At 67.6% G+C, this 26,411-nt stretch carries 24 protein-coding genes; 15 read left to right on the top strand and 9 right to left on the bottom strand.

Translation table 11 applies throughout. The features are described 5' to 3' along the window. Positions 1–98: 98 nt before the first annotated feature. Positions 99–1,598 (bottom strand): aminotransferase-like domain-containing protein, encoded by a 1,500-nt coding sequence (locus AB4120_RS01320; protein ID WP_441641794.1) that lies wholly within the window; start codon positions 1,596–1,598, stop codon positions 99–101. A gap of 189 nt (positions 1,599–1,787) precedes the next feature. Here AB4120_RS01320 and AB4120_RS01315 point away from each other — a divergent pair, with 189 nt between their 5' ends. The 9 genes from AB4120_RS01315 (at position 1,788) to AB4120_RS01275 (ending at position 11,244) form a co-directional block, all read left to right on the top strand. Further along, positions 1,788–2,465 (top strand): VOC family protein, encoded by a 678-nt coding sequence (locus AB4120_RS01315; RefSeq protein ID WP_149135532.1) that lies wholly within the window; start codon positions 1,788–1,790, stop codon positions 2,463–2,465. Between the two features lie 33 nt (positions 2,466–2,498). Continuing rightward, positions 2,499–3,224, top strand: a complete 726-nt coding sequence (locus tag AB4120_RS01310) for an alanyl-tRNA editing protein (RefSeq protein WP_149135531.1) — start codon at positions 2,499–2,501, stop codon at positions 3,222–3,224. Between the two features lie 11 nt (positions 3,225–3,235). After that, complete coding sequence (locus tag AB4120_RS01305) at positions 3,236–3,868, top strand: LysE family translocator (protein WP_149135530.1); 633 nt, start codon at positions 3,236–3,238, stop codon at positions 3,866–3,868. A 95-nt stretch (positions 3,869–3,963) separates the two neighbouring features. After that, complete coding sequence (locus AB4120_RS01300) at positions 3,964–4,905, top strand: DMT family transporter (RefSeq protein WP_149137475.1); 942 nt, start codon at positions 3,964–3,966, stop codon at positions 4,903–4,905. Between the two features lie 12 nt (positions 4,906–4,917). After that, complete coding sequence (locus AB4120_RS01295) at positions 4,918–5,373, top strand: RidA family protein (RefSeq protein ID WP_149135529.1); 456 nt, start codon at positions 4,918–4,920, stop codon at positions 5,371–5,373. Positions 5,374–5,425: 52 nt separating this feature from the next. Continuing rightward, on the top strand, positions 5,426–6,613 hold the full coding sequence (locus tag AB4120_RS01290) for an aminotransferase-like domain-containing protein (RefSeq protein WP_092290211.1): 1,188 nt from the start codon (positions 5,426–5,428) through the stop codon (positions 6,611–6,613). Between the two features lie 60 nt (positions 6,614–6,673). Beyond that, entirely contained in the window at positions 6,674–7,318 is a 645-nt protein-coding gene (locus AB4120_RS01285) for a glutathione S-transferase family protein (RefSeq protein WP_441641793.1), read from the top strand. A 306-nt stretch (positions 7,319–7,624) separates the two neighbouring features. Then, positions 7,625–9,307: an L-lactate permease gene (locus tag AB4120_RS01280; protein WP_149135528.1), complete on the top strand. Its 1,683-nt coding sequence runs from the start codon at positions 7,625–7,627 to the stop codon at positions 9,305–9,307. 104 nt (positions 9,308–9,411) lie between these two features. Further along, entirely contained in the window at positions 9,412–11,244 is a 1,833-nt protein-coding gene (locus tag AB4120_RS01275; protein ID WP_441641762.1) for an ABC transporter ATP-binding protein, read from the top strand. A 23-nt stretch (positions 11,245–11,267) separates the two neighbouring features. On the opposite strand, the gene AB4120_RS01270 is transcribed toward AB4120_RS01275, so the two are convergent. The 5 genes from AB4120_RS01270 to AB4120_RS01250 form a co-directional block, all read right to left on the bottom strand. Further along, complete coding sequence (locus AB4120_RS01270) at positions 11,268–11,798, bottom strand: chromate transporter (protein WP_149135526.1); 531 nt, start codon at positions 11,796–11,798, stop codon at positions 11,268–11,270. Continuing rightward, complete coding sequence (locus AB4120_RS01265) at positions 11,795–12,385, bottom strand: chromate transporter (protein WP_441641761.1); 591 nt, start codon at positions 12,383–12,385, stop codon at positions 11,795–11,797. Before AB4120_RS01265 ends, AB4120_RS01270 begins: the two co-directional genes overlap by 4 nt. Positions 12,386–12,558: 173 nt before the next feature. Beyond that, a complete protein-coding gene (gene parC / locus AB4120_RS01260; RefSeq protein WP_441641760.1) occupies positions 12,559–14,895 on the bottom strand; it encodes a DNA topoisomerase IV subunit A in 2,337 nt (778 codons plus the stop codon). 145 nt (positions 14,896–15,040) lie between these two features. Then, the gene (locus AB4120_RS01255; RefSeq protein WP_149135523.1) at positions 15,041–15,850 is read right to left on the bottom strand and encodes a lytic transglycosylase domain-containing protein; all 810 of its coding nucleotides are present in this window, start codon (positions 15,848–15,850) and stop codon (positions 15,041–15,043) included. Positions 15,851–15,893: 43 nt separating this feature from the next. Further along, positions 15,894–17,885, bottom strand: a complete 1,992-nt coding sequence (locus tag AB4120_RS01250) for a DNA topoisomerase IV subunit B (protein ID WP_149135522.1) — start codon at positions 17,883–17,885, stop codon at positions 15,894–15,896. 216 nt (positions 17,886–18,101) lie between these two features. Between AB4120_RS01250 and AB4120_RS01245 the strand changes: the two genes are divergently transcribed. Together AB4120_RS01245 and AB4120_RS01240 are read left to right on the top strand one after the other, a co-directional pair. Then, positions 18,102–19,313: an MFS transporter gene (locus AB4120_RS01245; RefSeq protein ID WP_149135521.1), complete on the top strand. Its 1,212-nt coding sequence runs from the start codon at positions 18,102–18,104 to the stop codon at positions 19,311–19,313. Positions 19,314–19,316: 3 nt separating this feature from the next. After that, a complete protein-coding gene (locus AB4120_RS01240; protein ID WP_186296887.1) occupies positions 19,317–19,475 on the top strand; it encodes a hypothetical protein in 159 nt (52 codons plus the stop codon). A gap of 9 nt (positions 19,476–19,484) precedes the next feature. Here the strand turns inward: AB4120_RS01240 and AB4120_RS01235 are convergent, their stop codons facing one another. After that, complete coding sequence (locus AB4120_RS01235; protein WP_441641759.1) at positions 19,485–21,386, bottom strand: ATP-binding cassette domain-containing protein; 1,902 nt, start codon at positions 21,384–21,386, stop codon at positions 19,485–19,487. Between the two features lie 432 nt (positions 21,387–21,818). On the opposite strand from AB4120_RS01235, the gene AB4120_RS01230 reads away from it, so the two are divergent. The 3 genes from AB4120_RS01230 to AB4120_RS01220 all read left to right on the top strand — a co-directional run bounded on the left by AB4120_RS01230 (position 21,819) and on the right by AB4120_RS01220 (position 24,784). Continuing rightward, entirely contained in the window at positions 21,819–22,751 is a 933-nt protein-coding gene (locus tag AB4120_RS01230) for an amino acid ABC transporter substrate-binding protein (protein ID WP_149135519.1), read from the top strand. Between the two features lie 171 nt (positions 22,752–22,922). Continuing rightward, complete coding sequence (locus AB4120_RS01225) at positions 22,923–23,447, top strand: hypothetical protein (RefSeq protein ID WP_149135518.1); 525 nt, start codon at positions 22,923–22,925, stop codon at positions 23,445–23,447. A 149-nt stretch (positions 23,448–23,596) separates the two neighbouring features. After that, positions 23,597–24,784, top strand: a complete 1,188-nt coding sequence (locus AB4120_RS01220; RefSeq protein ID WP_441641758.1) for a benzoate/H(+) symporter BenE family transporter — start codon at positions 23,597–23,599, stop codon at positions 24,782–24,784. Positions 24,785–24,790: 6 nt separating this feature from the next. Here AB4120_RS01220 and AB4120_RS01215 read toward each other — a convergent pair whose 3' ends face one another. Continuing rightward, positions 24,791–25,321: a hypothetical protein gene (locus AB4120_RS01215; RefSeq protein ID WP_149135517.1), complete on the bottom strand. Its 531-nt coding sequence runs from the start codon at positions 25,319–25,321 to the stop codon at positions 24,791–24,793. A 290-nt stretch (positions 25,322–25,611) separates the two neighbouring features. Here AB4120_RS01215 and AB4120_RS01210 point away from each other — a divergent pair, with 290 nt between their 5' ends. Continuing rightward, positions 25,612–25,944, top strand: a complete 333-nt coding sequence (locus AB4120_RS01210) for a DMT family transporter (RefSeq protein WP_149135516.1) — start codon at positions 25,612–25,614, stop codon at positions 25,942–25,944. A 24-nt stretch (positions 25,945–25,968) separates the two neighbouring features. Here AB4120_RS01210 and AB4120_RS01205 read toward each other — a convergent pair whose 3' ends face one another. Next, positions 25,969–26,289, bottom strand: a complete 321-nt coding sequence (locus tag AB4120_RS01205; protein WP_144199498.1) for a hypothetical protein — start codon at positions 26,287–26,289, stop codon at positions 25,969–25,971. Positions 26,290–26,411: the final 122 nt, after the last annotated feature.

The following is a 26,411-nucleotide window of genomic DNA, read 5'->3' as shown; positions in this document are numbered from 1 at the left end:
AAAGCTTGAAAACAAAGCGGGCACATCCGGGGTTGCCCCGGCGCGCGGTGCGCGGACGGGGTCGATGGGCCTTCAAATCGGGATGGACGGACAGTTTTTCAAGCCCCCGGGGCGGCGGGGGCGGGGGCGTGGGCGGTAGGGGCGGTAGGGGCGGCGGAGGCCGGCTGGCCGGACAAGCGCTCCATCTGCGCGGCCAGGAAGCGCAGCATGCCGGGGTCGGCGCTGCTGGCCACGTTGAAGCGCGTCCACGTGGATGGCATCTGGCTGGGCGAGAACAGGCTGCCCGGGGCGAACAGGTAGCCCTCCTCGTGCCCGGCCGTAGCAATGACATTGGTGTCCACGCCCGTATCTGCCCACAGGTACATGCCGGCGTGCTGGCCCGGGAACATCCGCAAACCCAGCCGCTCAAGCTGGTGGCGGGTCTCGTCGCGCGCCCGGTCCAGCCGGCCGCGCACGCGCTCCACGTGCTTGCGGTAGTGGCCCTCGGTCAGCACCTTGTAGACCACGCGCTCGTTGATCTCCGGCGTGGCCATGCCGGTCAGCAGCTTGTTATCGGTCAGCGTCACGGCCAGCTCCGGGCTGGCGGCGATGAACCCCACGCGCAGGTTGGCGGCCAGCGTCTTGGAGAAGCTGCCGAGATAGATCACCCGCCGCAGCTGGTCAAGGCTGGCCAGCCGGGTGGCGGCGTGGCCGGGCGGGCAGAGATCGCAATAGATATCGTCCTCCACCACCAGGAAGTCGTACTGCTCGGCCAGTTGCAGCAGCCGGAAGGCCCGCGCGGCGGAGAGCGAGGTGCCCGTGGGGTTGTGGAGCACGGAATTGACCACGAACAGCTTGGGCCGATGGGCCTGGACCACGCGCTCGAGCGCCTCCAGGTCCGGGCCATCGGCGGTGTAAGGCACGCCGATCACGTGGGCGCCCTGCGCGGCAAAGCGCGCGAACATCACGAACCAGGCCGGATCGCCCACCAGCACGGTATCGCCGGGGTGCAGGTACTGCCGCGCGATCAGGTCGAACGCCTGCGTGATGCCGGACGTCATGACGATCTGGTCCGGCGTGACGCCGATCTCCAGCTCCTCCAGCCGCGTGCGCAGTTGCTGGCGCAGCGGCAGGAAGCCCTGCGGCGTGCCGCTCGACAAAAAATGGTTGCCCGGCTGCCGCCCCAGGCTGCGCAGCGCGCCGGACATCAGCTCGCCGTCCAGCCACTCGTTCGGCAGGAAGCCCCAGCCCGGCGCCTTGTGGCTCTCCGCCGAGTGGAACATGCTGCGCAGCAGCCAGGTCACGTCGATATTGCGGATGGCGTTGGAAGGCGGCGTGGCGGCCGTGGACGGATGCGCCACGCGCTCGCGCACATAGAAGCCGGAGCCGCGCCGCGACTCCAGGTAGCCCAGCGCCACCAGCCGCTCGTAGGCTTCCACCACCGTGAAGCGCGAAATCCCCTTCTCGGTGGCCAGTTGCCGGATCGACGGCATGCGCATGCCGGCCCGGAACACCCGTTCGTCGATGCGCAGCCGCGCCCATTCGGTCAGTTGCTCGACCAGCGTCATCTGGGCCGAGGGAATCGGGTCCGGCAACTGCTCGTGGCCAGCCGTCGGCATCACCAGCCGCAAGGGCCGTGTGCCGCCTGACGCACCCGAGCGCCCTCCGCTATCCTTGCGGTCTGGCCCGGTGTGTCGTCCTTGGTCCGCTTCGCTGCCTTCCATGTGGTGCTCCCGCAACTGTACTGAATACGATCTGCTGAACTGTATCGGTACTGTACCGATAACCTTGTCTACCATCAACCGACAATGAAGCTCGCCATAGACCACCTCGTGATTGCGGCCCCGGATCTGGAATCCGGCGCGAACCATGTTGCCGACCTACTCGGCGTTGCCCCGCAGGGCGGCGGCGCGCACCCGCGCATGGGCACGCACAACCGCGTGATGGGCATGTTCGGCGGGATGTACCTCGAAGTGATCGCGATCGACCCCGCTGCCCCGGCGCCGGAACGGCCGCGCTGGTTCGGGCTGGACAGCGACGCCATGCGCCAGCGGCTGGCCGACGGCCCGTTCCTGGCCCACTGGGCGGCCCGGGTGGAACGTCCGGTCGATCTGTCGCGCTGGCAGGCGCAGTACCCGGACCGCATCGCCCCGGCCATTCCGATGACGCGCGGCGCCCTGCACTGGCGCCTGACCGTGCCCGACGACGGCAGCCTGCCCGCCTGGCCGGGCGAGGCCACGCACGCCGGTGACGGCCTGTTCCCCACGCTGATCCAGTGGGACGTGCCCAACCACCCCGCCATCAGCCTGCCGCGCCAGGACCTGGCGCTGCGCCGGCTGCGCGGCAGCCATCCGCAGGCGGAACTGCTGCGGCAGGGGCTGGCGTGGATCGGCGCGGCAGACCTGATCGAGATCGAACAGACCGATGGGCCGCCACAGCTGGTGGCCGAGATCGACACCCCAGCAGGCACCAAGACCCTGCGCTGACTATATAGATACCCCCAGAAGGAGCCCCCGACGATGTCCGCCACCACCACCAAGCGTTTCGACGACGACGCCTACCTCGACCACTGCACCGCCACGGTCGTGGCCGTGAGCGAGGCCGGCATCGAGCTGGACCAGACCGTCTGCTACGCGCGCAGCGGCGGGCAGGCCGGGGACACCGGCACGCTGGTGCTGGCCGATGGCCGCGTGGTGACGCTGATCGACACCCTCTACGCCGAGGACCGCACCCGCATCCTCCACGTGCCGGCGCCGGACGCCCCGGCGGTGCAGCCCGGCGACCAGGGCGAAGTGCGCATCGACTGGGCGCGCCGCCACAAGCTCATGCGGCTGCACACCTGCCTGCACCTGCTGGGGTCGCTGATCCCGGTGCCGGTGACGGGGTGCAGCATCTCGCCCGATTCCGCGCGCATCGACTTCGACCTCCCCGAGTCCACGCTGGACAAGGCCGAGCTGACCGATCAGCTCAACGCGCTGATCGGCGCGAAGACCGATGTGCGGATCGACCGCATCACGCCCGAGCAACTGGCTGCGCAGCCCGACCTGGTGCGCACTGTGGGCGCCGCGCCGCCGGCCGGCACGTCCACCATCCGCATCATCGAGATCCCCGGCGTGGACCGCCAGCCCTGCGGCGGCACCCACGTGGCCAATACGGGCGAGATCGGCGCGGTCACCGTGACCAAGATCGAGAAGAAGAGCCGCACCAACCGCCGCGTGGTGGTCAACTTCACCGCACTGGCCTGAGGGTAGCCGTCATGGATGCCAACTGGCTGACGGGCCTGTCGATGGCCCAGTTCCTCGCTTTGATCACGCTGCTGGCCGTGGGCGCGTTCACGCCCGGCCCCAATACCACCATCGCCGCCGTGACCGGCGCCAACTTCGGGCTGCGCGCCACGCTGCCGCACTGCGTCGGGGTGGCGTTCGGCTTCGCGAGCATCGTCGCCCTGTGCGCCACCGGCGTGGGCGCGCTGATCCTGGCCAGCCCGATGCTGGCGCGCGCCATCCATATCATCGGCGTGGCGTACCTGCTCTGGCTGGCATGGAAGATTGCCCGCAGCGCCTCGCTGGCCGAGAAGACCGTGCTCAAGCCGATGAACGTCTGGCAATCGGCCGCGTTCCAGTACGCCAATATCAAGGCGTGGATGCTGGCGCTGGCCGTGGCGGCATCCTACATGGCCGGCGCGCCCTCGCCCGCCCAGCGCGTGGCGCTGGTCAGCACGGTGTTCGCGGTGTTCGGCTTCTTCAGCAATGGCGCCTATGGGCTGCTGGGCGCCTCGCTGCGGCACTGGCTGGCGCAGGGCAACCGCGTACGCTGGTTCAATGGAACGATGGGGCTGGCGCTCGGTGTGACGGCGATCTGGATCGCCCTCGCCGCGCAGCCGCACTGACCTTTCCAGGCATCCCCATCATGGCAAATCCATCTTCCTCCTCCCCCACCCATCCGCCCGCCCATCCGCCCGCCCATCCGCCCGCCTCCGGCGGCATGTGGCTCGGCTTCCTCGGCGTGGCGATCTTCAGCCAGACGCTGCCGTTCACGCGCATGGCCGTGGCCGAACTGGACCCCATCTTCGTGGCGCTGGCCCGCGCGGTGCTGGCGGCTGCGCTGGCGCTGGGGCTGCTCGCCCTGCGCGGCGCGCTGGCTCCGGCACGGCGGCCGCGCGGGCGCCAGTGGGCGCGGCTGGCCGTGACGGCGCTGGGCGTGGTGGTCGGTTTTCCGCTGTTCTCGTCACTCGCCATGCGCGAAGTGCCGGCCGGCCATGGCGCCATCGTGATCGGCCTGCTGCCGCTGGCCACCGCCGTGTTCGCGGCGTGGTTCGGCAGCGAGCGCCCTTCGCCGGCGTTCTGGCTCTCGGCCATGGCCGGCAGCGCGCTGGTGATCGCCTTCGCCCTGTGGCAGGGGGCCGGCGGCCTGCAACATGCCGACTGGTACCTGTTCGCCGCCGTGCTGCTTGGTGCACTGGGCTATGCCGAGGGCGGCAAGCTGTCGCGCGAGTTGGGCGGGCTGGAAACCATCAGCTGGGCGCTGGTGGTTTCCCTGCCGGTGCTGGTGCCCGTGGTGGCGTGGCTGGCCGTGGCGCAGGCGCCTGCGATTGGCGCGGCGTCGTCCCGGGCGTGGCTCGGCATGGCCTATGTATCGGTCTTCTCGATGTTCATCGGCTTCCTGTTCTGGTACGCCGGACTCGCAAAAGGCGGCGTGGCCCGCGTAGGCCAGATACAATTGCTCCAGCCGTTCCTCACGCTGGCGGGCGGCGCCGTGATTCTGGCCGAGCCCCTGGACGCCCCCACCCTCGCCTTTGCCGTGGCGGTGATTGCCGTAGTGGCCCTTGGCCGCCGCGCCGCCGTGCGCAACACCGCACCCGCCACGCCACCGGCCGCCACCGCGGCCGAAGGGGCGCCCCCCATATTTCCAGAGCGACTTCACTAACAGGAGCCATGCATGTCCGTCTATGACACCCTCGCCCGCCTCGGCGTGGAACTGCCCCCCGTCAGCGCCCCCGCCGCCGCCTATGTAATGGCCGCCACCACCGGCAACACCGTCTTCCTCTCGGGCCACATCGCCCGCAAGGACGGCAAGGTCTGGGCCGGCAAGCTCGGCAAGGACATCGACACCGAGACCGGCAAGGCCGCCGCGCGCGCCATCGCCATCGACCTGCTGGCCACGCTGCACGCCCATATCGGCGACCTGAACCGGGTCCAGCGCATCGTCAAGGTGATGAGCCTGGTCAACTCCACGCTGGAATTCACCGAGCAGCACCTGGTGACCAACGGCGCGTCCGAGTTCCTGGCCGAGGTCTTCGGCGACAAGGGCCGCCATGCGCGCAGCGCGTTCGGCGTGGCCCAGGTGCCGATGGGCGCCTGCGTCGAGATCGAAATGATCGTCGAAATCGCATAATTCGTATTTTTTCCACCACGCAGTGCAAGATTCACCCCACCAGAGACAGATCATGAAATGGGCCATCTCCCGCCGGGCGCAGCAACTGACCAGCTCGGCCATCCGCGAAATCCTGAAGGTCACCGAGCGTCCGGAAGTCATTTCCTTCGCCGGCGGCCTGCCGTCCCCGGCGTCGTTCCCGGTAGCGGCCATGGAAGCGGCGGTGGCCCGCGTATTCGCCGATAACCCGCAGGGCGCGCTGCAATATGCCGCCACCGAGGGGTATCTGCCGCTGCGCGAATTCGTGGCCAAGCGCTACAACGTGGAGGTGGAGCGCGTGCTGATCACCACCGGCAGCCAACAGGCGCTGGACCTGATCGCCAAGGTGATGATCGACCCGGGCAGCCCGGTGCTGGTGGAGACGCCGAGCTACCTCGGCGCCCTGCAGGCGTTCTCGCTGTTCGAGCCCGAGTTCGTCTCGGTGCCGACCGACGAGCGCGGGCTGGTGCCCGAGGCGCTGACGCCGGAGCTGACCGCCGGCGCCCGCTTCCTCTACGCCCTGCCGAACTTCCAGAACCCCACCGGCCGCCGCCTGCCGCTGGAGCGCCGCCAGGCGCTGGTGAAGCGCGCGCAGGAACTGAACCTGCTGCTGGTGGAAGACGACCCCTACGGCGAACTGAGCTACACCGGCGACATCCTGCCGACGCTGCTCTCGATGAACCCGGACGGCGTGATCTACATGGGCTCGTTCTCGAAGGTGCTGGCCCCGGGCCTGCGCCTGGGCTTCGTGATCGCCCCGCCCGAGCTGCACTTCAAGCTATGCCAGGCCAAGCAGGCGTCTGACCTGCACACGCCCAGCTTCACACAGCGCATGGCCTACGAGTCCGTGCGCGACGGCCTGCTCGAACGCCATATCCCGACCATCCGCGCGCTGTACGGCAAGCAATGTGAAGTGATGCTTGATGCACTCAAGCGCCACATGCCTGCGGGCGTGACGTGGAATCAGCCTGAAGGCGGCATGTTCATCTGGGTGGAACTGCCGGAAGGGCTGGACAGCATGAAGATCCTTGAGGAAGCCGTGCGCCGCAACGTGGCCTACGTGCCGGGCGCGCCGTTCTACGCGGGCAATCCGCGCATGAACACGCTGCGCCTGGCCTTCGTGACGGTGCCGCCGGAGCGGATCGAGCAAGGCGTGACGATCCTCGGCGAACTGTTCCGCGAAGCCATCGCCAAGGCCGCGCCGCAGCCGCGCGCCGCCTGAGCCCACCCCGGGAACCCTGAAGGAGAGCCGATCGCCATGGACGTGGAGGAGCCGCAAGGCCTGTTGCGCATCTGGGGCCGCCTGTCATCGATCAATGTGCAGAAAGTGGTCTGGTGCGCGCGCGAGCTGCACCTGGACCACGAGCGCATCGACATCGGCAACCACCAGGGCGAGCTGGACACAGAGGCCTACATTCGCCTGAATCCGAATCGTCTGATTCCGGTGATCGAGGATTTCCGCGATACGGACGTGGCCGGCGAGCCCTTCGTGCTGTGGGAGTCCAACGCCATCGTGCGCTACCTGTGCGCACGCTATGGCGAGGGCACGCTGTGGCCGTCCGACGTCAAGGAGCGCGCCTCCGCCGACCGCTGGATGGACTGGCAGACCACGGCGTTCAGCCCGGCCATGGTCGCGGCCTTCCTGCAGATGGTGCGCGTGCCGGCCGAGAAGCGCGACGAGGCGGTCATCGCCAAGTCGTGCGAACGGACCGAGCCGCTCGCCGCGATGCTGGACAAGGCGCTCGCCAGCCGGGAGTTCATCGGCGGCAACCGTTTCACCATGGCCGACATCGCGCTGGCATGCGCGGCGCACCGCTGGATGGGCACGCCCGTGCCCCACACGGCACGGCCCAATCTTCAACGCTGGCTGGACGACATGCGCGCCCGGCCGGCGGCCACCGGCATCCTCGTCCTGCCGCTGCGCTAATCGCCCCCCAGTGCTTCCCTCTCCTTGAGGGGAGCCCACCCGCCCCCAATTCGAACGTCCGTTTTAGGAGTACCCTCGCGCGAGAGTTGTGAGGTGCACTCTTCCCCCCGAACAAACCCTGATCCCTGAATCCGATTCATCAACCCGATGACCGGATTTAAGCGATTACGGGGAACTTGCGTCCTTACAATCGCCTTTCTGTGCGTAGTGGTGCCGCTTGCCGCCGCGCGCCCAGAGATATGCAGTACGGCAGTCCAGGCCCGACAGAGGCACGGCTGCCTTCCAAACCCAGAGGAGGATTCAATCGTGTGGAGTCAAATCTACGACCCGCTCGGCAATATGGCGCTGTCGACCATTGCCGCGGGGGTCCCTGTGGCCGTGCTGCTCGCAGCGCTGGCGTTCTTTCACATGCAGGCGCACCTGGCGGCCGGACTGGCGCTGGCGGTTGGCATCGCGGTGGCGTCGTTCGTGTTCGGCATGCCCGCGGCCATGGCCGGCAAGGCGGCCGGACTGGGCATCGTCTCCGGGTTGTTTCCGATCGGGTGGATCGTCCTCAACATCATCTTCCTGCACCGGCTGACCACGCTTAACGGGTCATTCAGGGTGTTGCAGAACTCGATCTCGGGCGTGACCGAAGATCGCCGCCTGCAACTGCTGCTGGTGGCCTTCAGCTTCGGCGCGTTCTTCGAGGGCGCCGCCGGCTTCGGCACGCCGGTGGCCGTGACTGGCGCCATCCTGATCGGGCTGGGCTTCTCGCCGCTGGCCGCCTCGGGCCTGGCACTGATCGCCAATACCGCTCCGGTGGCGTTTGGCGCACTCGGCGCGCCGATCATCGGCCTCTCGTCGGTGACGGGTATCGAGCAGACCGTGCTCTCCGCGATGATCGGCCGCCAGTTGCCGTTCTTCTCGGTGCTGGTGCCGTTCTGGCTGATCTGGGCGTTCGCAGGCTTCCGCGGCATGCTCGCGATCTGGCCGGCCATCCTGGTGGCGGGCGTCAGCTTCGCCGTGCCGCAGTTCCTGGTCTCGAACTACCACGGCCCGTGGCTGGTCGACGTGATCTCGGCGCTGATCTCGATGGGCTGCCTGACCGCCTTCCTGAAGATCTGGCAACCGAAGGAGATCTGGACCTCCACGCGCATCCTGGGCCGCCACGACGACTCGAAGGTCGATCACCCCGAAGCGCTGGAAGCCGAAGCCCGTGCCAACGCGGCGTCCGTCGGCATTTCGGTGGTCAAGGCGTGGATGCCGTGGGTCATCCTGACGGTGTTCGTGTTCGTCTGGGGCATCCCCGAGTTCAAGAAGCTCGTGGACGGCATCTGGCAGTACAAATTCCCGGTCCCGGGCCTGGACAAGGCGATCATCAAGGGCCCGCCGGTGGTGCCGAAGGAAATCGTCGAAGGCGCGGTGTTCAACTTCAACGTGCTGTCGATGGCTGGCACCGGCATCCTGGTGTCGGCGCTGGTCGGCGGCCTGCTGATGGGCTACTCGGTGCCGCGCCTGCTCAAGGAGTACTGGGAAACGATCAAGCTGGTGCGCTACTCGCTGCTGACCATCTGCGCGATGTTCGGCATCGGCTACCTGACCCGCTACTCGGGCCTGGACGCCACGCTGGGTCTGGCCTTCGCGCAGACGGGCGTGTTCTACCCGCTGTTCGGCACGATGCTGGGCTGGCTGGGCGTGGCGCTGACCGGCTCCGACACGGCCTCCAACGTGCTGTTCGGCGGCCTGCAGAAGACCACGGCGGAGCAACTGGGCCTGTCGCCGGTGCTGATGGCGGCCGCCAACAGCTCGGGCGGCGTGATGGGCAAGATGATCGACGCCCAGTCGATCGTGGTGGCCTCCACCGCCACCAAGTGGTACGGCCACGAGGGCGAGATCCTGCGCTACGTGTTCTTCCACTCGATCGTGCTGGCCTTCCTCGTCGGCCTGTTCGTGACCTTGCAGGCGTACGTGCCGCCGTTCACGCATATGGTGATTCACTTACCGTGACGGTTTGACGCTGGTTAGCCAGACAAGCCCCGCCTCATGGCGGGGCTTTTTGTTGGGCGTATCATCACCGGTTCACTCCAACAGACGAGAAGAGGGACCGCCGTATGCCGATTCGCCGCCTGGAAAGATTGATCGATCCGTTCCGCGACATGCCGGATACGCAGCCGCCGGCCAGCATCTGGCGGTTCTACGCGCACTTCCTGCGCGAGGTGCGCGGGGTGTTGTTCGCGCTGCTGGTGGTGGGCCTGATCGCCGCGCTGATCGAAGTGTCGCTGTTCAGCTTCCTCGGCCGCATCGTGGATCTCGCCAAGGGCGCGCCGGACGGGCAGTTCTTCGCGCGCCATCAGAACGAGCTGCTGTGGATGGCCGCCGTGGCGCTGCTTCTGCGGCCGCTGTTCTTCGGCCTGCACGATGTGCTGCTGCATCAGGTCATCAACCCCAACCTGGCCAACCTGATCCGCTGGCAGAACCACCGCTACCTGCTCCAGCAGAGCCTGTCGTTCTTCCAGAACGACTTCGCGGGGCGCATTGCCCAACGCATCATGCAGACCGGCTTCTCGCTGCGCGACTCGGCCGTGCATGCGCTGGATGCGCTCTGGCACGTAATCATCTACGCCATCAGCGCGCTGATCCTGTTCGCCGAGGCGGACTGGCGGCTGATGATCCCGCTGATCCTGTGGATTGCCGGCTACATCGCCGCGCTGGCGTACTTCACGCCACGCGTGAAGGAGCGCTCCGTGGTGGCCACCGAGGCACGCTCGCGGCTGATGGGCCGCATCGTGGACGGCTACACCAACATCACCACGCTGAAGCTGTTCGCCCACACGCGCCACGAGGAGCACTACGCGCGCGACGCCATGGCCAGCCACACCGACAAGATGCGCATGGCCGGGCGGATGGTCAGCGCCATGGACGTGACCATCACGGCGATGAACGGCGCGCTGATCGCCGGCACGACCGGCCTGGCGCTGTGGCTGTGGAACCAGGGGCTGGTCTCCACGGGCGCCATCGCGCTGACGACCGGGCTGGTCATCCGCATCAACAATATGTCCGGCTGGATCATGTGGGTGGTCAATGGCATCTTCGAGAACGTGGGGCAGGTGCAGGACGGCATGAAGACGATTGCCGTGCCGCGCAATGTGGTGGATCGGCCAGACGCCCAGCCGCTGCGCATCGCCCGGGGCGAGGTGCAGTTCGAGGACGTGGGTTTCCACTACGGCAAGGGCGCCGGGGTGATCGAACATGTGAACCTGACCGTGCAGCCGGGCGAGAAGATCGGGCTCGTGGGGCCGTCCGGGGCCGGCAAGTCCACACTGGTCAACCTGCTGCTGCGGCTCTACGACGTGGAGACCGGCCGCATCCTGATCGACGGCCACGACGTGGCCGGGGTGACGCAGGAGAGCCCGCGCGCGCAGATCGGCATGGTCACGCAGGATACGTCGCTGCTGCATCGCTCGATCCGCGAGAACCTGCTCTATGGCAGGCCGGACAGCACCGACGCGGACCTGCGCGAGGCGCTACGCCGGGCCCGGGCGGACGACTTCATCGACGAACTGGTCGATGGGAACGGCCACCGGGGGCTCGACGCACTGGTGGGCGAGCGTGGCGTGAAGCTGTCCGGCGGGCAGCGCCAGCGCATCGCCATCGCCCGGGTGCTGTTGAAGGATGCGCCGATCCTGATCCTCGACGAGGCGACCTCGGCACTCGACTCCGAAGTGGAGGCGGCGATCCAGGAGAGCCTGGAGGCGCTGATGGCGGGCAAGACGGTGATCGCCATCGCCCACCGGCTTTCGACCATCGCGCGGATGGACCGGCTGGTAGTGCTCGACGGCGGCCATATCGTCGAGACCGGCACTCATGCCGAGCTGCTCGCGCGCGGCGGGCTCTATGCCCGGCTGTGGGCGCACCAGACCGGCGGCTTCGTCGGCGTGGACTGATCAGACCGGGGTCAGCGCGGCGGTCAGACCAGCCCGAGCAGCCCCGCGCCGGCGCCCAGCGCCACCAGCATCAGCGGGTGGACCCGCGTCTTCAGCATCAGGCCGATGGTCAGCAGCGTCACCGCCACGGCAGTCCAGCTGTGGTCCACGCTGCTGGCGAGCACCCAGCCCGTGGACATCAGCAGGCCGATGGTCAGCGCGGACAGGCCGCGCTTGATCAGCCCCGGCCAGCGCGCGTGCGGCGAGCGGCCGGCGAAGTACTCGAAGCCGAGCGCGATCAGGCTCGACGGCCCGCACATGCCGACCATCGCCGCAAACGTGCCGCCCGCCCCTGCCACCTGCCAGCCGAACAGCGCCACGAACAGGATGTTCGGTCCCGGCGACGCCTGCGAGATGGCGTAGAGCGCCGCGAACTGGGCATCGGTCATCCAGCCATTGGCTTCCACGAGGTAGCGGTGCATGTCCGGGATGACGGTGCCGCCACCGCCCACGGCCAGCAGCGACAGCATGCCGAAATGCCCCAACAGGCTGCGCAGGATCTCCGGGGAACTCATGCCCGCTCCCGGCGCTTGTCAGCGCGATGCTCGAGCACCAGCGCCACCGGCACCAGCACCGCCATCACCGGCAGCAGCGGCCAGCGCAGCAGGCCGATGGCGACGAACCCCGCCACGCCCACCACCACCGCGCGCACCGTGCGCGGCTGGCTCTCCGCCAGCTTGACCCCGGTGGACAGCACCAGCCCGGCCGAGACCGCCGTCATGCCGGCCAGCATCTGGCGCACGGCGGAGACGTCCTCGTAGCGCAGGTACAGGGCCATGGCGCACAGCACCACCACCATCGGCACCAGCACCAGCCCGCAGAAGGCCGCCACGGCGCCGCGCAGGCCGGCGAAGCGCAGGCCCAGCATCAGGGCCAGGTTGATGACGTTGGGGCCGGGCAACACCTGCCCGAGGCTGAGGATCTCGACGAAATCCCGGTCGTTGAGCCAGCGATTGCGCTCCACCACGGCACGCCGCACGAACGGCAGCACCCCGCCGAAGCCGGAAAGCCCCATGCGGGCGAATTCGAAGAACAGGGTACGGGCGTTGGGGGGCGGAGCCAGGGCGGGCTCGGCGACGTCGGGCAGCGGGGCGGCGGACATGATAGGCGGCGATAAATGCCCGCGCGGAGGGGGGCGCGGGCTGCAGACATACTACGGCAATCGTGACGGCCCGCGTGGCACGCGGTCATCACGAATACGCAAGAGGGGGTCAGGGATGATGATGTGGGGATGCTCCGCTTCCCATGGGAAAGCGGAGCATCCTGGCGGCTGCCTTAGCTGCCGCCGTCCACCTTCACTGGCTCGATCTTCACTTCCTTGAGGCGCGGCTCGACCGCCTTGCCCTTGCGGGCGCGCTTGCCGACGTACGGCAGCAGCGTCTTGCCGGCCAGCTTCTGCGGCGGCACCTTGCCGCCCCGGACGCCGGTGCCCGAGATCAGCAGCCCCGGCGCGCCCACCGTCACGGCGTGCGTCAGCGGCTCCTTGGGCTCCAGCTCCATCAGGATCACGCCGCGGCCGCCGGCCGACAGCACCTTCACCTCGTCCAGGCCCACCAGCAGCAGCCGGCCATTGCCCGAGAAGCAGGCCACATGCGTGGCTTCGTCGGCAATCGGCGCCGGCGGCAGCAGCGTGTCGCCCTCGTCCAGCGTGATAAAGGACTTGCCGCCCTTCTGCCGGCTGATCATGTCGCCAACCTTGGTCACGAAGCCATTACCGCCAGCCGTGGCCACCAGCACGCGCTGCTCGGCGCCGCCCGCGAAGGTGTGGGCGATCTGCGAGCCCGGTGCGAGGTCGATCAGCGTGGTCACCGGCACGCCATCACCGCGGCCGCCGGGCAGCCCGGCCACCGCCACCGAATAGACCCGGCCGTTGCTGCCGAAGGCCAGCAGCGTGTCCACGGTGCGGCACTCGAAGGTGTCGTACAGGCTGTCGCCGGCCTTGAAGGTGAACTGCTGCGTCTCGTGGCCATGGCCCTGGCGCGTGCGCACCCAGCCCTTGCCCGAGACGATCACCGTCACCGGCTCGTCCACCACGCGCACCTCGGCGGCGGCGCGGCGCTCTTCCTGGATCAGCGTGCGGCGCGGGTCCTTGTCCTCGGGGCTGTACTGCTTGGCGTCCTGCTCGATTTCCTTGATGATGCGCCGGCGCATCATCGTCTCGGACTTCAGCAGCACGTCCAGCTCGGCCTGCTCGTCGCGCAGCTTGGCCAGCTCCTGCTCGATGCGGATAGCCTCCAGCCGCGCCAGCTGGCGCAGCCGGATTTCGAGGATGTCCTCGGCCTGCCGGTCCGACAGCTGGAACGCCTCGATCAGCGCCGGCTTGGGCTCGTCGCTCTCGCGGATGATGCGGATCACCTCGTCGATCTTCAGCAGCACCAGCATCCGGCCTTCCAGGATGTGGATGCGGTCCTCGACCTTGTTCAGCTGGAAGCGCGTACGGCGCGTCACGGTCTCGAAGCGGAATCCGATCCACTCGCGCAGGATCTCCTGCAGCCCCTTCTGGCGCGGCCGGCCATCGGTGCCGATCATCACCAGGTTGATCGGCGCGCCGGACTCCAGGCTGGTATGCGCCAGCAGGGTCTGGATGAACTCCTGCTGGTCCACGTTCTTGCTCTTGGGCTCGAACACCAGCCGCACCGGCGCATCCTTGCCGGATTCGTCGCGCACCGCGTCCAGCACGGCCAGCAGCGAGGTCTTCAGCTGCACCTGCTCCGGCGTCAGCGCCTTCTTGCCGGTGCGGATCTTCGGATTGGTGATCTCCTCGATTTCCTCGAGCACCTTCTGCGCCGACGTCGCCGGCGGCAGCTCGTGCACCACCATCTGCCACTGGCCGCGCGCCATTTCCTCGATCTTCCAGCGCGCGCGCACCTTCAGGCTGCCCCGGCCGCCCTCGTAAATCTGGGCGATATCGGCCGCCGGCGAGATGATCTGCCCCCCGCCCGGGTAGTCCGGGCCGGGCATCAGCGCCAGCAGCTCGGCCAGCGAGATGGCCGGATTGCGGATCATCGCCACCGTGGCCCCGGCCACTTCGCGCAGGTTGTGCGGCGGGATTTCCGTCGCCATGCCCACCGCGATGCCGGAGGCGCCGTTCAGCAGCACGAACGGCAGCCGCGCCGGCAGCAGCCTCGGCTCTTCCTCCGAGCCGTCGTAGTTGGGCAGGAAGTCCACCGTGCCGAGGTCGATCTCGTCCAGCAGCAGCCGCGAGATCGGCGTCAGGCGCGCTTCGGTGTAGCGCATGGCCGCCGCGCCGTCGCCGTCGCGGGAGCCGAAGTTGCCCTGCCCGTCGATCAGCGGGTAGCGCAGCGAGAAATCCTGCGCCAGGCGCACGAGTGCGTCGTAGGCCGACTGGTCGCCGTGGGGGTGGAATTTACCGAGCACCTCGCCCACCACGCGCGCGGACTTGACCGGCTTGGCGTCGGCGCGCAGCCCCATGGCCGCCATCGCATACAGGATGCGGCGCTGCACGGGCTTCTGGCCATCGGCCACCTCGGGCAGCGCGCGGCCCTTGACCACGCTCACCGCGTAGTCGAGGTAGGCCCGCTCCGCGTAGCGCGCCAGGGTCAGCGAATCGGCTGGCTCTTCGGATTGAAACGAAATGTCTGGTTGATCCATGGTTGGCAAGAATGCGGCACGCGGGCGCCGGACGGCGCCTCGCAAACCCTGTGGGTCGGCTTGTCAGCGTGGGATTCTAACGAAACTCGGGCGCCCCGCAGGAAAGTGAGGCCCGATCGATGTGACAGCGGGTGTCACAAGACTGTCATTCCGGCATGTTGCGCCGGCCGCCGATCACCATTTTCACGCGGCTGGCGTGGCTGCCGGTGCGTACCACGGCCACCCCGGACGGCTGGTAGATCCGGTAGAACTCCATGACCGTGCTCACGTACTGGCGGGTTTCGGGGAAAGGCGGGATCTGGTTGTTGTAGCGCGCCACGGCGCCCTCGCCGGCGTTGTAGGCGGCGAGTACCAGTTCGAGATTGTTGGGAAATTGCCCCTGCAGCCAGCTCAGGTAGCGCACGCCGGCCGAGATGTTCAGGCGCGGGTCGGTGAGCTTCTGCTCCACCGAGCGGCGCTTGTCGGCGGCGATGCCGAAGCGCACGCCGGTATCCGGAATCACCTGCATCAGCCCGATAGCGCCCTTGGGCGACACCGCGCTCGGGTTGAAGCCGCTCTCCACCGCCATCACCGCCTTGACCAGCGCCGGGTCCACGTTCTGGGCGGCGGCAATCTGGCGGATGATCGGATCGACCAGGGCGATGTTGGGGTGGTTCAGCACATAGCGGAACAGCTTGCCGGCGTCGGCATCGCCCTTGCCGGGCCGCCCCACCATGCGCACCCCGGCCACGCGCGGCATGGCCAGCGTGTCCAGCTTGCCGCCGTCCTTGAGGAACAGCTTGTAGCGGTCGTCGACCTTCTCGTCGGCGAAGTGGGCCACGCCGTCTTCGTCGATATAGCCATACAGTTCGGCGTGGGCCGCACCGGTCGCGCACAGGCCCGCCAGCGCCAGCCCGAGCGCCGTGGCCTGCCTTGCCAGCCGCGCCAGGGCGCGGCGATTGCCGATGGTCCGCATGGTGCTTCTCCGTTGCCGACCGCTGCGCCCGTTGCCGGAGCGGTCAGATATCCGCCTCCACCTCGTTGCCCTTTTCCTCGAGCCACGTGCGCCGCTGCGACGCCTCGCCCTTGCCCATCAGCATGTTCATCATGCTCACGGTCTGGGGCAGGTCGAATTCGCCCAGCGCCACCGGCAGCAGCCGGCGCGTGTCCGGGTTCATCGTGGTTTCCCACAGCTGCTCGGCGCTCATCTCGCCCAAACCCTTGAAGCGCGAGATCTGCCAGGCGCCTTCCTTGACGCCATCCTTCATCAGCTTGTCCTGGATGGCTTCCAGCTCGCCTTCGTCCAGCGCGTAGAGCTTCTGGGCCGGCTTCTTGCCACGCGCCGGCGCGTCCACACGGAACAGCGGCGGGCGCGCCACACAGACGTTGCCGTTGTCGATCAGCTTCGGAAAGTGACGGAAGAACAGCGTGAGCAGCAGCACCTGGATGTGCGCACCGTCCACGTCGGCATCGGACAAGATGCAGATCTTGCCATAGCGCAGGTTGGACAGGTCAGGCTCGTCGTCCGGGCCGTGCGGGTCCACGCCGATCGCCACGGCAATGTCGTGCACTTCATTATTGGCGAACAGGCGGTCGCGCTCGGTCTCCCAGGTGTTCAGCACCTTGCCGCGCAGCGGCAGGATGGCCTGGAACTCCTTGTCGCGGCCCATCTTGGCCGAGCCGCCGGCCGAGTCGCCCTCGACCAGGAAGATCTCGTTGCGCGACACATCGGTCGATTCGCAATCGGTCAGCTTGCCGGGCAGCACGGCCACGCCGGAGCCCTTCTTCTTTTCCACCTTCTGCGCGGCGCGCGTGCGCGCCTGGGCCTGGCGGATCACCAGTTCGGCCAGCTTCTTGCCGTAGTCCACGTGGTGGTTCAGCCACAGCTCCAGCGCGGGACGGCTGAAGGTGGAGACCAGGCGCACGGCGTCGCGGCTGTTCAGGCGCTCCTTGATCTGGCCCTGGAACTGCGGGTCCAGCACCTTGGCCGAGAGCACGAACGAGGCGCGCGCGAACACGTCCTCGCTCATCAGCTTCACGCCCTTGGGCTGGAGCGAGTGCATCTCGATAAAGCTCTTGACCGCCAGGAACAGGCCCTCGCGCAGGCCGGACTCATGGGTGCCGCCCGCCGGGGTGGGGATCAGGTTGACGTAGGACTCGCGCACCGGCGCGCCATCCTCGGTCCAGGCCACCACCCAGGAGGCGCCTTCGCCCTCCGCAAAGCCTTCCTCGCCCGGATTGCCGTCCGGGTCGGCAAAGTGCTCGCCCTCGAACATCGGGATCACGAGTTCGGCGCCGCTGCCCTGGGCCAGCGCTTCGACGAGGTAGCCCTTCAGGCCCTGGTCGTACTGCCAGACCTGCTTTTCACCGGTCTTCTCGATCTCCAGCGTGACCTTCACGCCCGGCAGCAGCACAGCCTTGCTGCGCAGCAGCCGCTGGAGTTCAGCCTGCGGAATGGTGGCCGAGTCGAAATAGCTGGCGTCCGGCCAGACCTGCACGCGCGTGCCGTTCTTCTTTTCGCCGCGCTCGAGCTTGCGACTGGTGAGCGGCGTGGTGACGTCGCCGCCCGAGAAGGTCAGCGTGGAGAGCGTGCCGTCACGCCAGACCGTCACGTCCAGTCGGGTGGACAGCGCATTGGTCACGGACACGCCCACGCCGTGCAGGCCGCCCGAGAAGGCATAGGCGCCGCCGCGTCCCTTGTCGAACTTGCCGCCCGCGTGCAGGCGGGTGAACACGATCTCCACCACCGGCACCTGCTCTTCCGGGTGGATACCCACCGGAATGCCGCGGCCGTCGTCTTCCACGCTGACGCTGCCGTCACGGTGCAGCGTGACCAGAATCTCGGAGCCGTGGCCGCCCAGCGCCTCGTCCGACGCGTTGTCGATCACCTCCTGCACGATATGCAGGGGGTTGTCGGTACGGGTGTACATGCCGGGCCGTTGCTTGACCGGCTCCAGGCCCTTCAGGACCCGGATGGAAGATTCGCTGTACTGACTGGTTTTGCTCGCCATGGAGTCGCTACGGAGAAGTGGATCTCCCGGCCGTCGCGGCCGGATTGCGCAGCATTGTAATGGATGACCGGGGCCGGCTCGGTTCGCTGGCGCGCGCAACCGGCGGCTTCGGCATAAATACGCCACCCGGGGTAAACTCCCCCGGCTGCCGACGGAATCCCTCCGACGCCCCCAAATAACAATAGAGACAAGGACTGCCAAAGTCCCGCGCCCGACATGACCGACCGCAAACTCTCCCTGACCACCGTGCTCGTGTGCGGTGGCCTGCTCGTCACGCTATCGATGGGTATCCGGCACGGCTTCGGCCTGTTCAACCTGCCGATTACCCAGGCCCACGGCTGGAACCGAGAGACCTTCGCCTTCGCCCTGGCCCTGCAGAACCTGATGTGGGGCGCCAGCCAGCCGATTGCCGGCGCGCTGGCCGACAAGTTCGGCCCCATCCGCATCATGCTGGTGGGCGTGGCGCTCTACGTGGCCGGGCTGGTCGTGATGGCGATGGCTACCAGCGGCACGGCCTTCGCCTCCGGGGCGGGGCTGATGATCGGCATTGCCCAGTCGGGCACCACCTACAGCGTGGTCTACGGCGTGATCGGCCGGGTGGCCAGCGCAGAGAAGCGCATCTGGGCGATGGGCATCGCGGCGGCGGCCGGCTCGTTCGGCCAGTTCCTGATGATTCCGGTCGAACAGTCGCTGATTTCCTTCGTCGGCTGGCAAAACGCGCTGTTCACCATGGCCGTGATGGCCTGCTTCATGCTCCCGCTGGTGTTCGCGCTGCGCGAGCCGAAGGTGGCGGCGGCCACGGGCGGGCATCACCAGACCATCGGCGAGGCCACGCGCGAGGCCTTCGGCAATCGCAACTTTCAGTTGCTGACGCTCGGCTATTTCGTGTGCGGCTTCCAGGTGGTGTTCATCGGCGTGCATCTGACGCCGTACCTGAAGGATCGTGGCTTCAGCGATCCCAAGATCGCCACGGTGGCGCTGGCGCTGATCGGCCTGTTCAACGTGTTCGGCACCTACACCGCCGGGGCCATGGGCCAGCGCATGCCCAAGCGCTACCTGCTCTCGTTCATCTACCTGGCGCGCTCGTTCGTGATTGCCGGCTACCTGCTACTGCCGCTGACGGCGGCCAGCACGTGGGTCTTCGCGGCGCTGATGGGGCTGCTGTGGCTGTCCACCGTGCCGCTGACCAACGGCATCATCGCCCAGGTGTTCGGGGTGAAGTACCTGTCGATGCTGAGCGGGGTGGTGTTCTTCTCGCACCAGATCGGCAGCTTCCTGGGCGCGTGGCTGGGCGGGTTCCTGTTCGACCGGACCGGCAGCTACGACCTCGTGTGGTTCATCGCCATCGGGCTGGGGGTGATGGCGGCGCTGGTCAACCTGCCGATCCGGGAACAGGCGCTGGTGCGCCCGCAGCCGGTGGCGGTCTGAGCCATGGTCGCCGCACGCCACCCGCTCGGGCTGAAGGCCAGGCTGCTAAAGGCGGTGGGCCTGCTGGCGCTGGCCGGGGTGCTGACGGCGGGCTTCCTGGCCTACCTGCGGCCGGCGTTCATGGTCGACCTCACCAATATGGTGCTGGCGTGGTGCGGGTGAGCCGCTAGCCTACTGCGCCTCACCCTTGGTCTTTGCCTCGAGCACTTCCCAGCGCTCGAGCGCCTCCAGCAGTTCCATCTCGATTTCGTCGTGCCGGGTGGCCAACTGGGCCGCGCGGGCGGGGTCGCTCGCGTAGAGCGCGCCGTCCGCCAGTTGGCCGGCCAGCGTCTTCTGCTCCGCTTCCAGCCCGTTGATGCGCTCGGGCAGGCCATCCAGCTCGCGCTGCTCCTTATAGGAGAGCTTGACCGTGCGATTGGCGCCGCGCGCCTCGCGCGTGTTCTGCGTCTTCAGCGCCTCGGCCGGCTTTGCCTCGGCCCGGGCCGACTGCGCCTCCCAGTCCGAATACCCGCCCACCGACTCGCGCCACTGCCCCTCGCCCTCGGCAGCAATGGTCGAGGTCACCACGTTGTCCAGGAAGGCCCGGTCGTGGGAAACCAGGAACACCGTGCCGCTGTAGTCCTGGAGCAGTTCTTCCAGCAGTTCGAGCGTGTCGATGTCGAGGTCGTTGGTCGGTTCGTCCAGCACCAGCACATTGGCCGGCCGGGCGAACAGGCGCGCCAGCAGCAGCCGGTTGCGCTCGCCGCCCGAGAGCGACTTGACCGGCGACCGCGCGCGCTCCGGCGCGAACAGGAAGTCGCCCAGGTAGCTCATCACGTGCTTGCGCTGGCCGTTGACCTCCACCCAGTCGCTGCCCGGGCTGATGGTGTCCGCCAGCGACTTCTCCAGGTCCAGCGCCGTGCGCATCTGGTCGAAATACGCCACCTGGAGGTTGCTGCCGTTGCGCACCGTGCCGCTGTCCGGCGCCAGTTCGCCCAGGATCAGGCGCAGCAGCGTGGTCTTGCCCACGCCGTTGGGGCCGATCACGCCGACCTTGTCGCCACGCATGATGGTGCCGGTGAAGTCACGGACCACCGGCTTGTCGCCATAGGACTTCGACACGTTGACCAGTTCGGCCACGATCTTGCCGGAGCGGTCCGCCTGCGACACCTCCAGCTTCACATTGCCCTGCACCTCGCGCCGCGCCGCGCGCTCGGTGCGCATGGTCACCAGCCGCTGGATACGCGCCACGCTGCGCGTGCGGCGCGCTTCCACGCCCTTGCGGATCCACACTTCCTCCTGCGCCAGCAGCTTGTCGAACTTGGCCTGCTCCACCGCCTCGGCGACCAGCAGTTCGGCCTTGCGGGCCTGATAGGCCGCGAAATTGCCCGGGAAGGACACCAGCCGGCCCCGGTCCAGTTCGACGATGCGGGTGGCCACGCGGTCCAGGAAGGCGCGATCGTGGGTAATCAGCAGCACGCTGCCCCGGAAACCGATCAACAGGTCTTCGAGCCAGCGGATGGCGGTGACGTCGAGGTGGTTGGTCGGTTCGTCGAGCAGCAGGATGTCCGGCTCGGCCACCAGCCCCTGCGCCAGCGCCACGCGCTTCTGCAGGCCGCCGGACAGCGAATCCACGCGCACGTGCGGGTCCAGGCCGAGGCGGGCCAGCGTGGTTTCCACGCGGGTGCGCAGCGTCCAGGCGTCGGCGGCGTCCAGTTCGGCCTGCACGCGGTGCAACTCGGCCAGCGTGGCCTCGTCGTGATGGGTGTCGAGCTTGGCCAGCGCCGCCTCGTAGCGGGCCAGCAGGTCGTGCGCGGCGCCCATGCCCAGGCTCACCGCGTCGAACACGGTCAGGCCGGGCGCGAATTGTGGCTCTTGCACCACATATGCAGTGGTCACGCCGCTCTGGCGGGCGATCAGGCCATCGTCCGGGGCGGACATGCCGGCCACGATCCGCAACAGCGACGACTTGCCCGTGCCATTGCGGCCGATCAGGCCAACGCGTTCGCCGGCTTCCAGCGAAAAATCGGTGTGGTCGAGCAGTGCCACGTGCCCGAAGGCGAGTTGGGCATCGGAAATGGAGAACAGGGCCATGGTGCGGAGACTGGAAACAGGCCCGAATTGTAGTCGACCCCGGTGGCCGGGGCCGCGCGGCCCAAAAAGAAGGGCCCCAAAAAGAAGGGCCCGTTAGCAAACGGGCCCAAGAGTCTCTCCTCGGTGCCCTGCTCGCAAGGCACGCTTGAAGAATATCGATTCGGGCGCGGAGCAATAAGTCGGACAACTCCTTAAGGGAAAGCCCCCGTCAACCGCGCGACAAGCCAGGCGTTGCAGCCCGAGCACGACTACTAGCGCGGCGGTTGTGCCCCGGGCGCCTGCCGTGGAACAATCCGACACACTCAGCGCAATCGGATTTATCCGAAAAGAAGCACAACAAGGCAGTACCAACAAGGCAGTAGAGAGCCGGACCCATCCGGCCAACGGTTTTCCGGGTTTTCTTTCCAGACAATTTTCGGACGGGTGTCATTCATGACCAATACGGGCCTGCCGCGCCGTGCCTCGCTCAGAGGCACGGCGCTTGTTGTATGTTTCCTCGCCACGCTGCTTGCCTTGCCGGTCCTGCCGGCGCGGGCCGCGTCCCCCAACTCGGTGGTGCTGCGCATCCAGCAGACCGGGACCATCCGCATCGCCCACCGCGAAAGCTCGGTGCCGTTCTCGTTCGTGGCCGACGGCAAACCCATGGGCTACGCCGTGGACCTGTGCCTGAAGGTGGCGGAGGCGTTGCGCACCCAGCTCAAGCTGCCGCAGCTGCGCGTGGAGTGGGTGCCGGTGACGCCGGCCTCGCGCATCCCGGCCATCGTGGATGGCAAAGCAGACCTCGAATGCGGATCGACCACCAACAACCGCGAGCGCCGCGACCTCGTGGCATTCACCATCCCGCACTACATTGCCGGCAGCCGCATGCTGGTGAAGGCCGACTCGGGCATCCGCAAGTGGGCGGACCTGCGCGGCAAGACCGTGGTGTCCACCACCGGCACCACGCCGCTGGCCATGCTCCGCAAGATGGATGAGGCGGGCGCCATGGGCTGGAAGGTGGTGGAGGCCAAGGACCACGCCGAAGCCTTCGGCATGGTCGAGTCAGGCCGCGCCGACGCCTTCGTGATGGACGACGTGCTGCTGTTCGGCCTGCGCGCCAACGCCAGGAACCCGGCCGCGCTGGCGGTAACGGGCGACCTGCTGACCATCGAGCCGTACGCGATCATGCTGTCCAAGCACGACGCCGAGTTCAAGAGGCTGGTGGACAAGGCCATGGTGACGTCGATCTACGACCAGGACACCCAGAAGCTGTACCGGAAGTGGTTCCTCAGCCCGATCCCGCCCAACGGCATCACATTGGACATTCCGATGAGCTACCTGCTGCGCGATTCGTTCAAGTTCCCGAGCGACAAGGTGGCCGACTAGGGGTTTCGGTCGACCGGAGACTCGCTATCCGTTCCGCGGAGCATCGTTGTCCTGTATCAAACCTCTTCATATGAGGGGCACTACTCTTCCCGAGGACAAGGCATACCCACCGCGTCTTCGCCCGGGCGTTCCGGGGCGAACCGGCCGTCACTTGCCCACGGGAGGCGTCATATGGAAAAGCAACTCATGGCGGCGGTGCTCTGCGCTGCCGTACTCGCTATAGCACCTGTAGCACCTGCCCTGGCTCAGCAGGACCCGCCGGCCGCCAAGAGCGCTCCCGCAAAACCGGAGCAGCCCAATGTCGCCGAGTTCGACAAGCAGGCGGCGCAGATTCAGGAAAACATGCGGAAGATGCAGGACCAGATGGACAAGATCCGCAAGACACAGGACCCGCAGGAGCGTCAGAAACTACTTCAGGAGCACGCCACGACCATGCAGTCCACGATGGCGCTGATGCATGGCATGAGGGGCCCGGGAATGATGGGATGCTGCGGGGGCTCGCCCATGGGCGGCGGACACATGATGGGCGGCGGTCCCATGATGGGATGGGGGCAAATGAGGGGCTACTACTCGAAGCTCACCCCGGAACAAATGAAGCAGCGGCAATACATGATGGACCAGTACATGGGCATGCAGCAAATGATGATGAATCAAATGATGCAACACCAGAACATGTCGGCTCAACCGCCCCGCTAGCAACGAGGGATTGCCGCAATTTCTCGGGGTGTCGGTGGTCAAGCTTGTCGGCAGGCGCGACCGGCACCGCCAGGGGTGCGCTGTTCCGGCGCGCCCCCGCCGCCCCCATCCGTGCGAAGATGTCGGTCATCCGCCCCTTCGCATCGACCATGACTGCCGCCGCCCCCCTCAAGCTGTCCGACCTTTCCCTTTCCACGACGGTGGCCGGGCTGATCGCCCTGCTCACCGGCTACACCAGCTCGCTGGTGCTGATGATCCAGGCCGGGCAGGCGGCGCATCTGAGCGAGGCCCAGATCGCCTCATGGATCTGGGCGCTGTCCATCGGCATGGGGGTGACCACGCTGGGGCTGTCGCTGATGACCCGGGTGCCGATCGTGGTGGCCTGGTCCACGCCCGGCGCGGCGCTGCTGATTGCCAGCCTGCCCGGCGTGCCCTACCCCGAGGCCATCGGCGCCTTCCTGCTCGCCGCGCTGCTGATGACGGCCGCCGGGCTGACCGGCTGGTTCGACAAGCTGATGCGCGCGCTGCCAGCGAGCATCGCCTCCGCCCTGCTGGCGGGCATCCTGTTCCGGATCAGCGTGGACGTTTTCGTGCAGGCGGCGCACCAGACGGTGCTGCTGCTGACCATGTTCGGCACCTACCTGGTGGGACGGCGCCTGTGGCCGCGCTACGCGGTGCCGGGTGTGCTGCTGGTGGGCGTGGCGCTGGCGGGCGTGCTGGGGCAGCTCCATTTCGAACAAATCCGATTCGCGGTGACGCTGCCGGTATGGACCACGCCGGCGTTCTCGCTGTCGGCGTTTATCAGCATCGGCGTGCCGCTGTTCATCGTGGCGCTGGCGTCGCAGAACATTCCGGGGCTGGCCGTGCTGCGCGCGGACGGCTACCACGTGGCGGCCAGCCCGCTGATCTCGGTGACCGGGGTGGCATCGGCCATCCTGGCGCCGTTCGGCTCGCATGGCATCAACCTCGCGGCGATCACGGCAGCCATCTGCACCGGCCCCGAGGCCGACGCCGACCCGCGCCGCCGCTACATGGCCGCCGTGGTCTGCGGCATCGGCTACCTGGCGGCGGGGATCATGGCGGCCAGCATCGCGGCGCTGTTCGCGGCCTTCCCGAAGGCACTGGTGGTGGCCGTGGCGGCCTTCGCGCTGCTGGGTTCCATCGCCAACGGTCTGACCGTGGCCATGCAGGCGCCAGCGGAGCGTGAGTCGGCGCTGCTGACGTTCATGATCACCGCGTCGGGCATGACGCTGGCCGGGGTGGGTTCGGCCTTCTGGGGCGTGGTGGGCGGCATGCTGGCGCTGGCGGTGCTGCGCCCGCGCCAGCAGGCGGCCTGAGCCGGCCTACATCAGCAGGAAGGCGATATCCGACGCAGTCATCTGCGTCACCGGCACGCCCTTGCGGCGCTGGAACAGCACGTGTTCCAGCACGCGGTCGCGGTGCTCGGCAAACTGTGGGGGATCAATGCGCAGCGCGGCCAGCGCGTAGTGCTCGGCCAGCAGCTTGTAGACCCGGTGGCGGACCTGGAGGATTTCGTTGTCGGCACGCAGCTGGGCGATCTCCGCGTTGTTGTCCTCTTCCAGCTGGCGCATACCCACCACCACCCGGGCGTGCATGCCGCGGTAGCGATCCACCTCGGCATGGGCCTTGTGGAGTTCGTCGCGCAACGCGCGCACTTCCTGCATCAGCTTGAGATGTTGCTGGACGCCCCGCTGGATGCGGTTCGCTTCTTCCAGCGCGTGGTCCGCGGCAGCGATGGTGTTCTGCCAGACGCCGTCGGTGGCGTCATGCGGTGGCAAGGTGTCCGGCGCGCCTTCCATGTCGGCGAACTGCGGCTTCGGCCATGCCGTTGCGGTGTCAATATCGTGCTTCATACTGCTCCCCTTTACCCGTCAGCCAACACCCGCCACCGGCCCTTGTTGTGGTTGCCGGCATGGTCGGGCTAACACCGCGACTGTCTGGACCACCTCTTTTGCACTTGCCCGGGCGGCCCTTGCGTCATACGCATCCATCCATTCAAGCCTGCATTGTGCTTTCGCACAACCACCGCGAGGGAGGGCAGTGCACATTCCGCCTGGCAGCGCGGCGCATAATACCGTGGCATAGCGCCTCTGGCGCCGCTTTTTGCCGACTTCCGGCCTGCCTTTGACGTCAATCATCTGCCATGTCGAACGGATACTTTTTGCTTGCGCTGGCCATCGTGGCCGAGGTCATCGCCACCAGCAGCCTCAAGGCGGCCGAGAACTTCACGCGATTCTGGCCCAGCGTGCTGGTGGTTGCCGGCTACGTGGCCGCGTTCTGGCTGCTGATGCAGGTCATGAAGACCGTGCCGGTGGGCGTGGCCTATGCCATCTGGTGCGGGGCGGGGATCGTGCTGGTGACGCTGATCGCGTCAGTACTGTACCGTCAGGTGCCTGACCTGGCAGCGTGGATCGGCATCCTGCTGATCATTGCGGGGGTGGCGGTGATCCAGTTGTTCTCGAAGATCAGCCACTGAGTCCCGCCCGGGGGGCGGTGGGAATCAGGACTTCGGCGGCAGCGTGCGGAGCAGCCGGTTGACCTGGGCCAGCGTGTCGCATTCGTCGGCATTGCGCTTGCGACGCTGGTCGATGATCTCGAGCAGCGCCCGGATCTGGCCATTCTTCGATTCGCAGACCACCTTGTCAGACACCGGGCAGGCCACGTCGATCTCACCCCGCAGGCTTTCCTGGACGATATCGATCAGCGCGGTGCACCCGGACGTATCGGTCAACGCCGGGTCCGGCGTGGCAGCCAGGGCGTGGATGGCGCCAAACATGGCCAGCGCCGGCAGCCAGCGGTGATACGACCTGACAGGGGGCATTTGCGAAAGAAGGCGAACCGGGTCTTTTAGGATTTCTACGACGCGCAGGAGGCGCGCAGGCGACATCATAGCCGGTCGGCGCCCGGCCGCCACATCAAACGGTGCGCTGACGCTCGGAAGGA

It is taken from the genome of Cupriavidus sp. 2KB_3, from assembly GCF_052115685.1.
GTDB lineage: Bacteria > Pseudomonadota > Gammaproteobacteria > Burkholderiales > Burkholderiaceae > Cupriavidus > Cupriavidus campinensis.
This window is presented reverse-complemented; position numbering and strand designations above follow the sequence as displayed.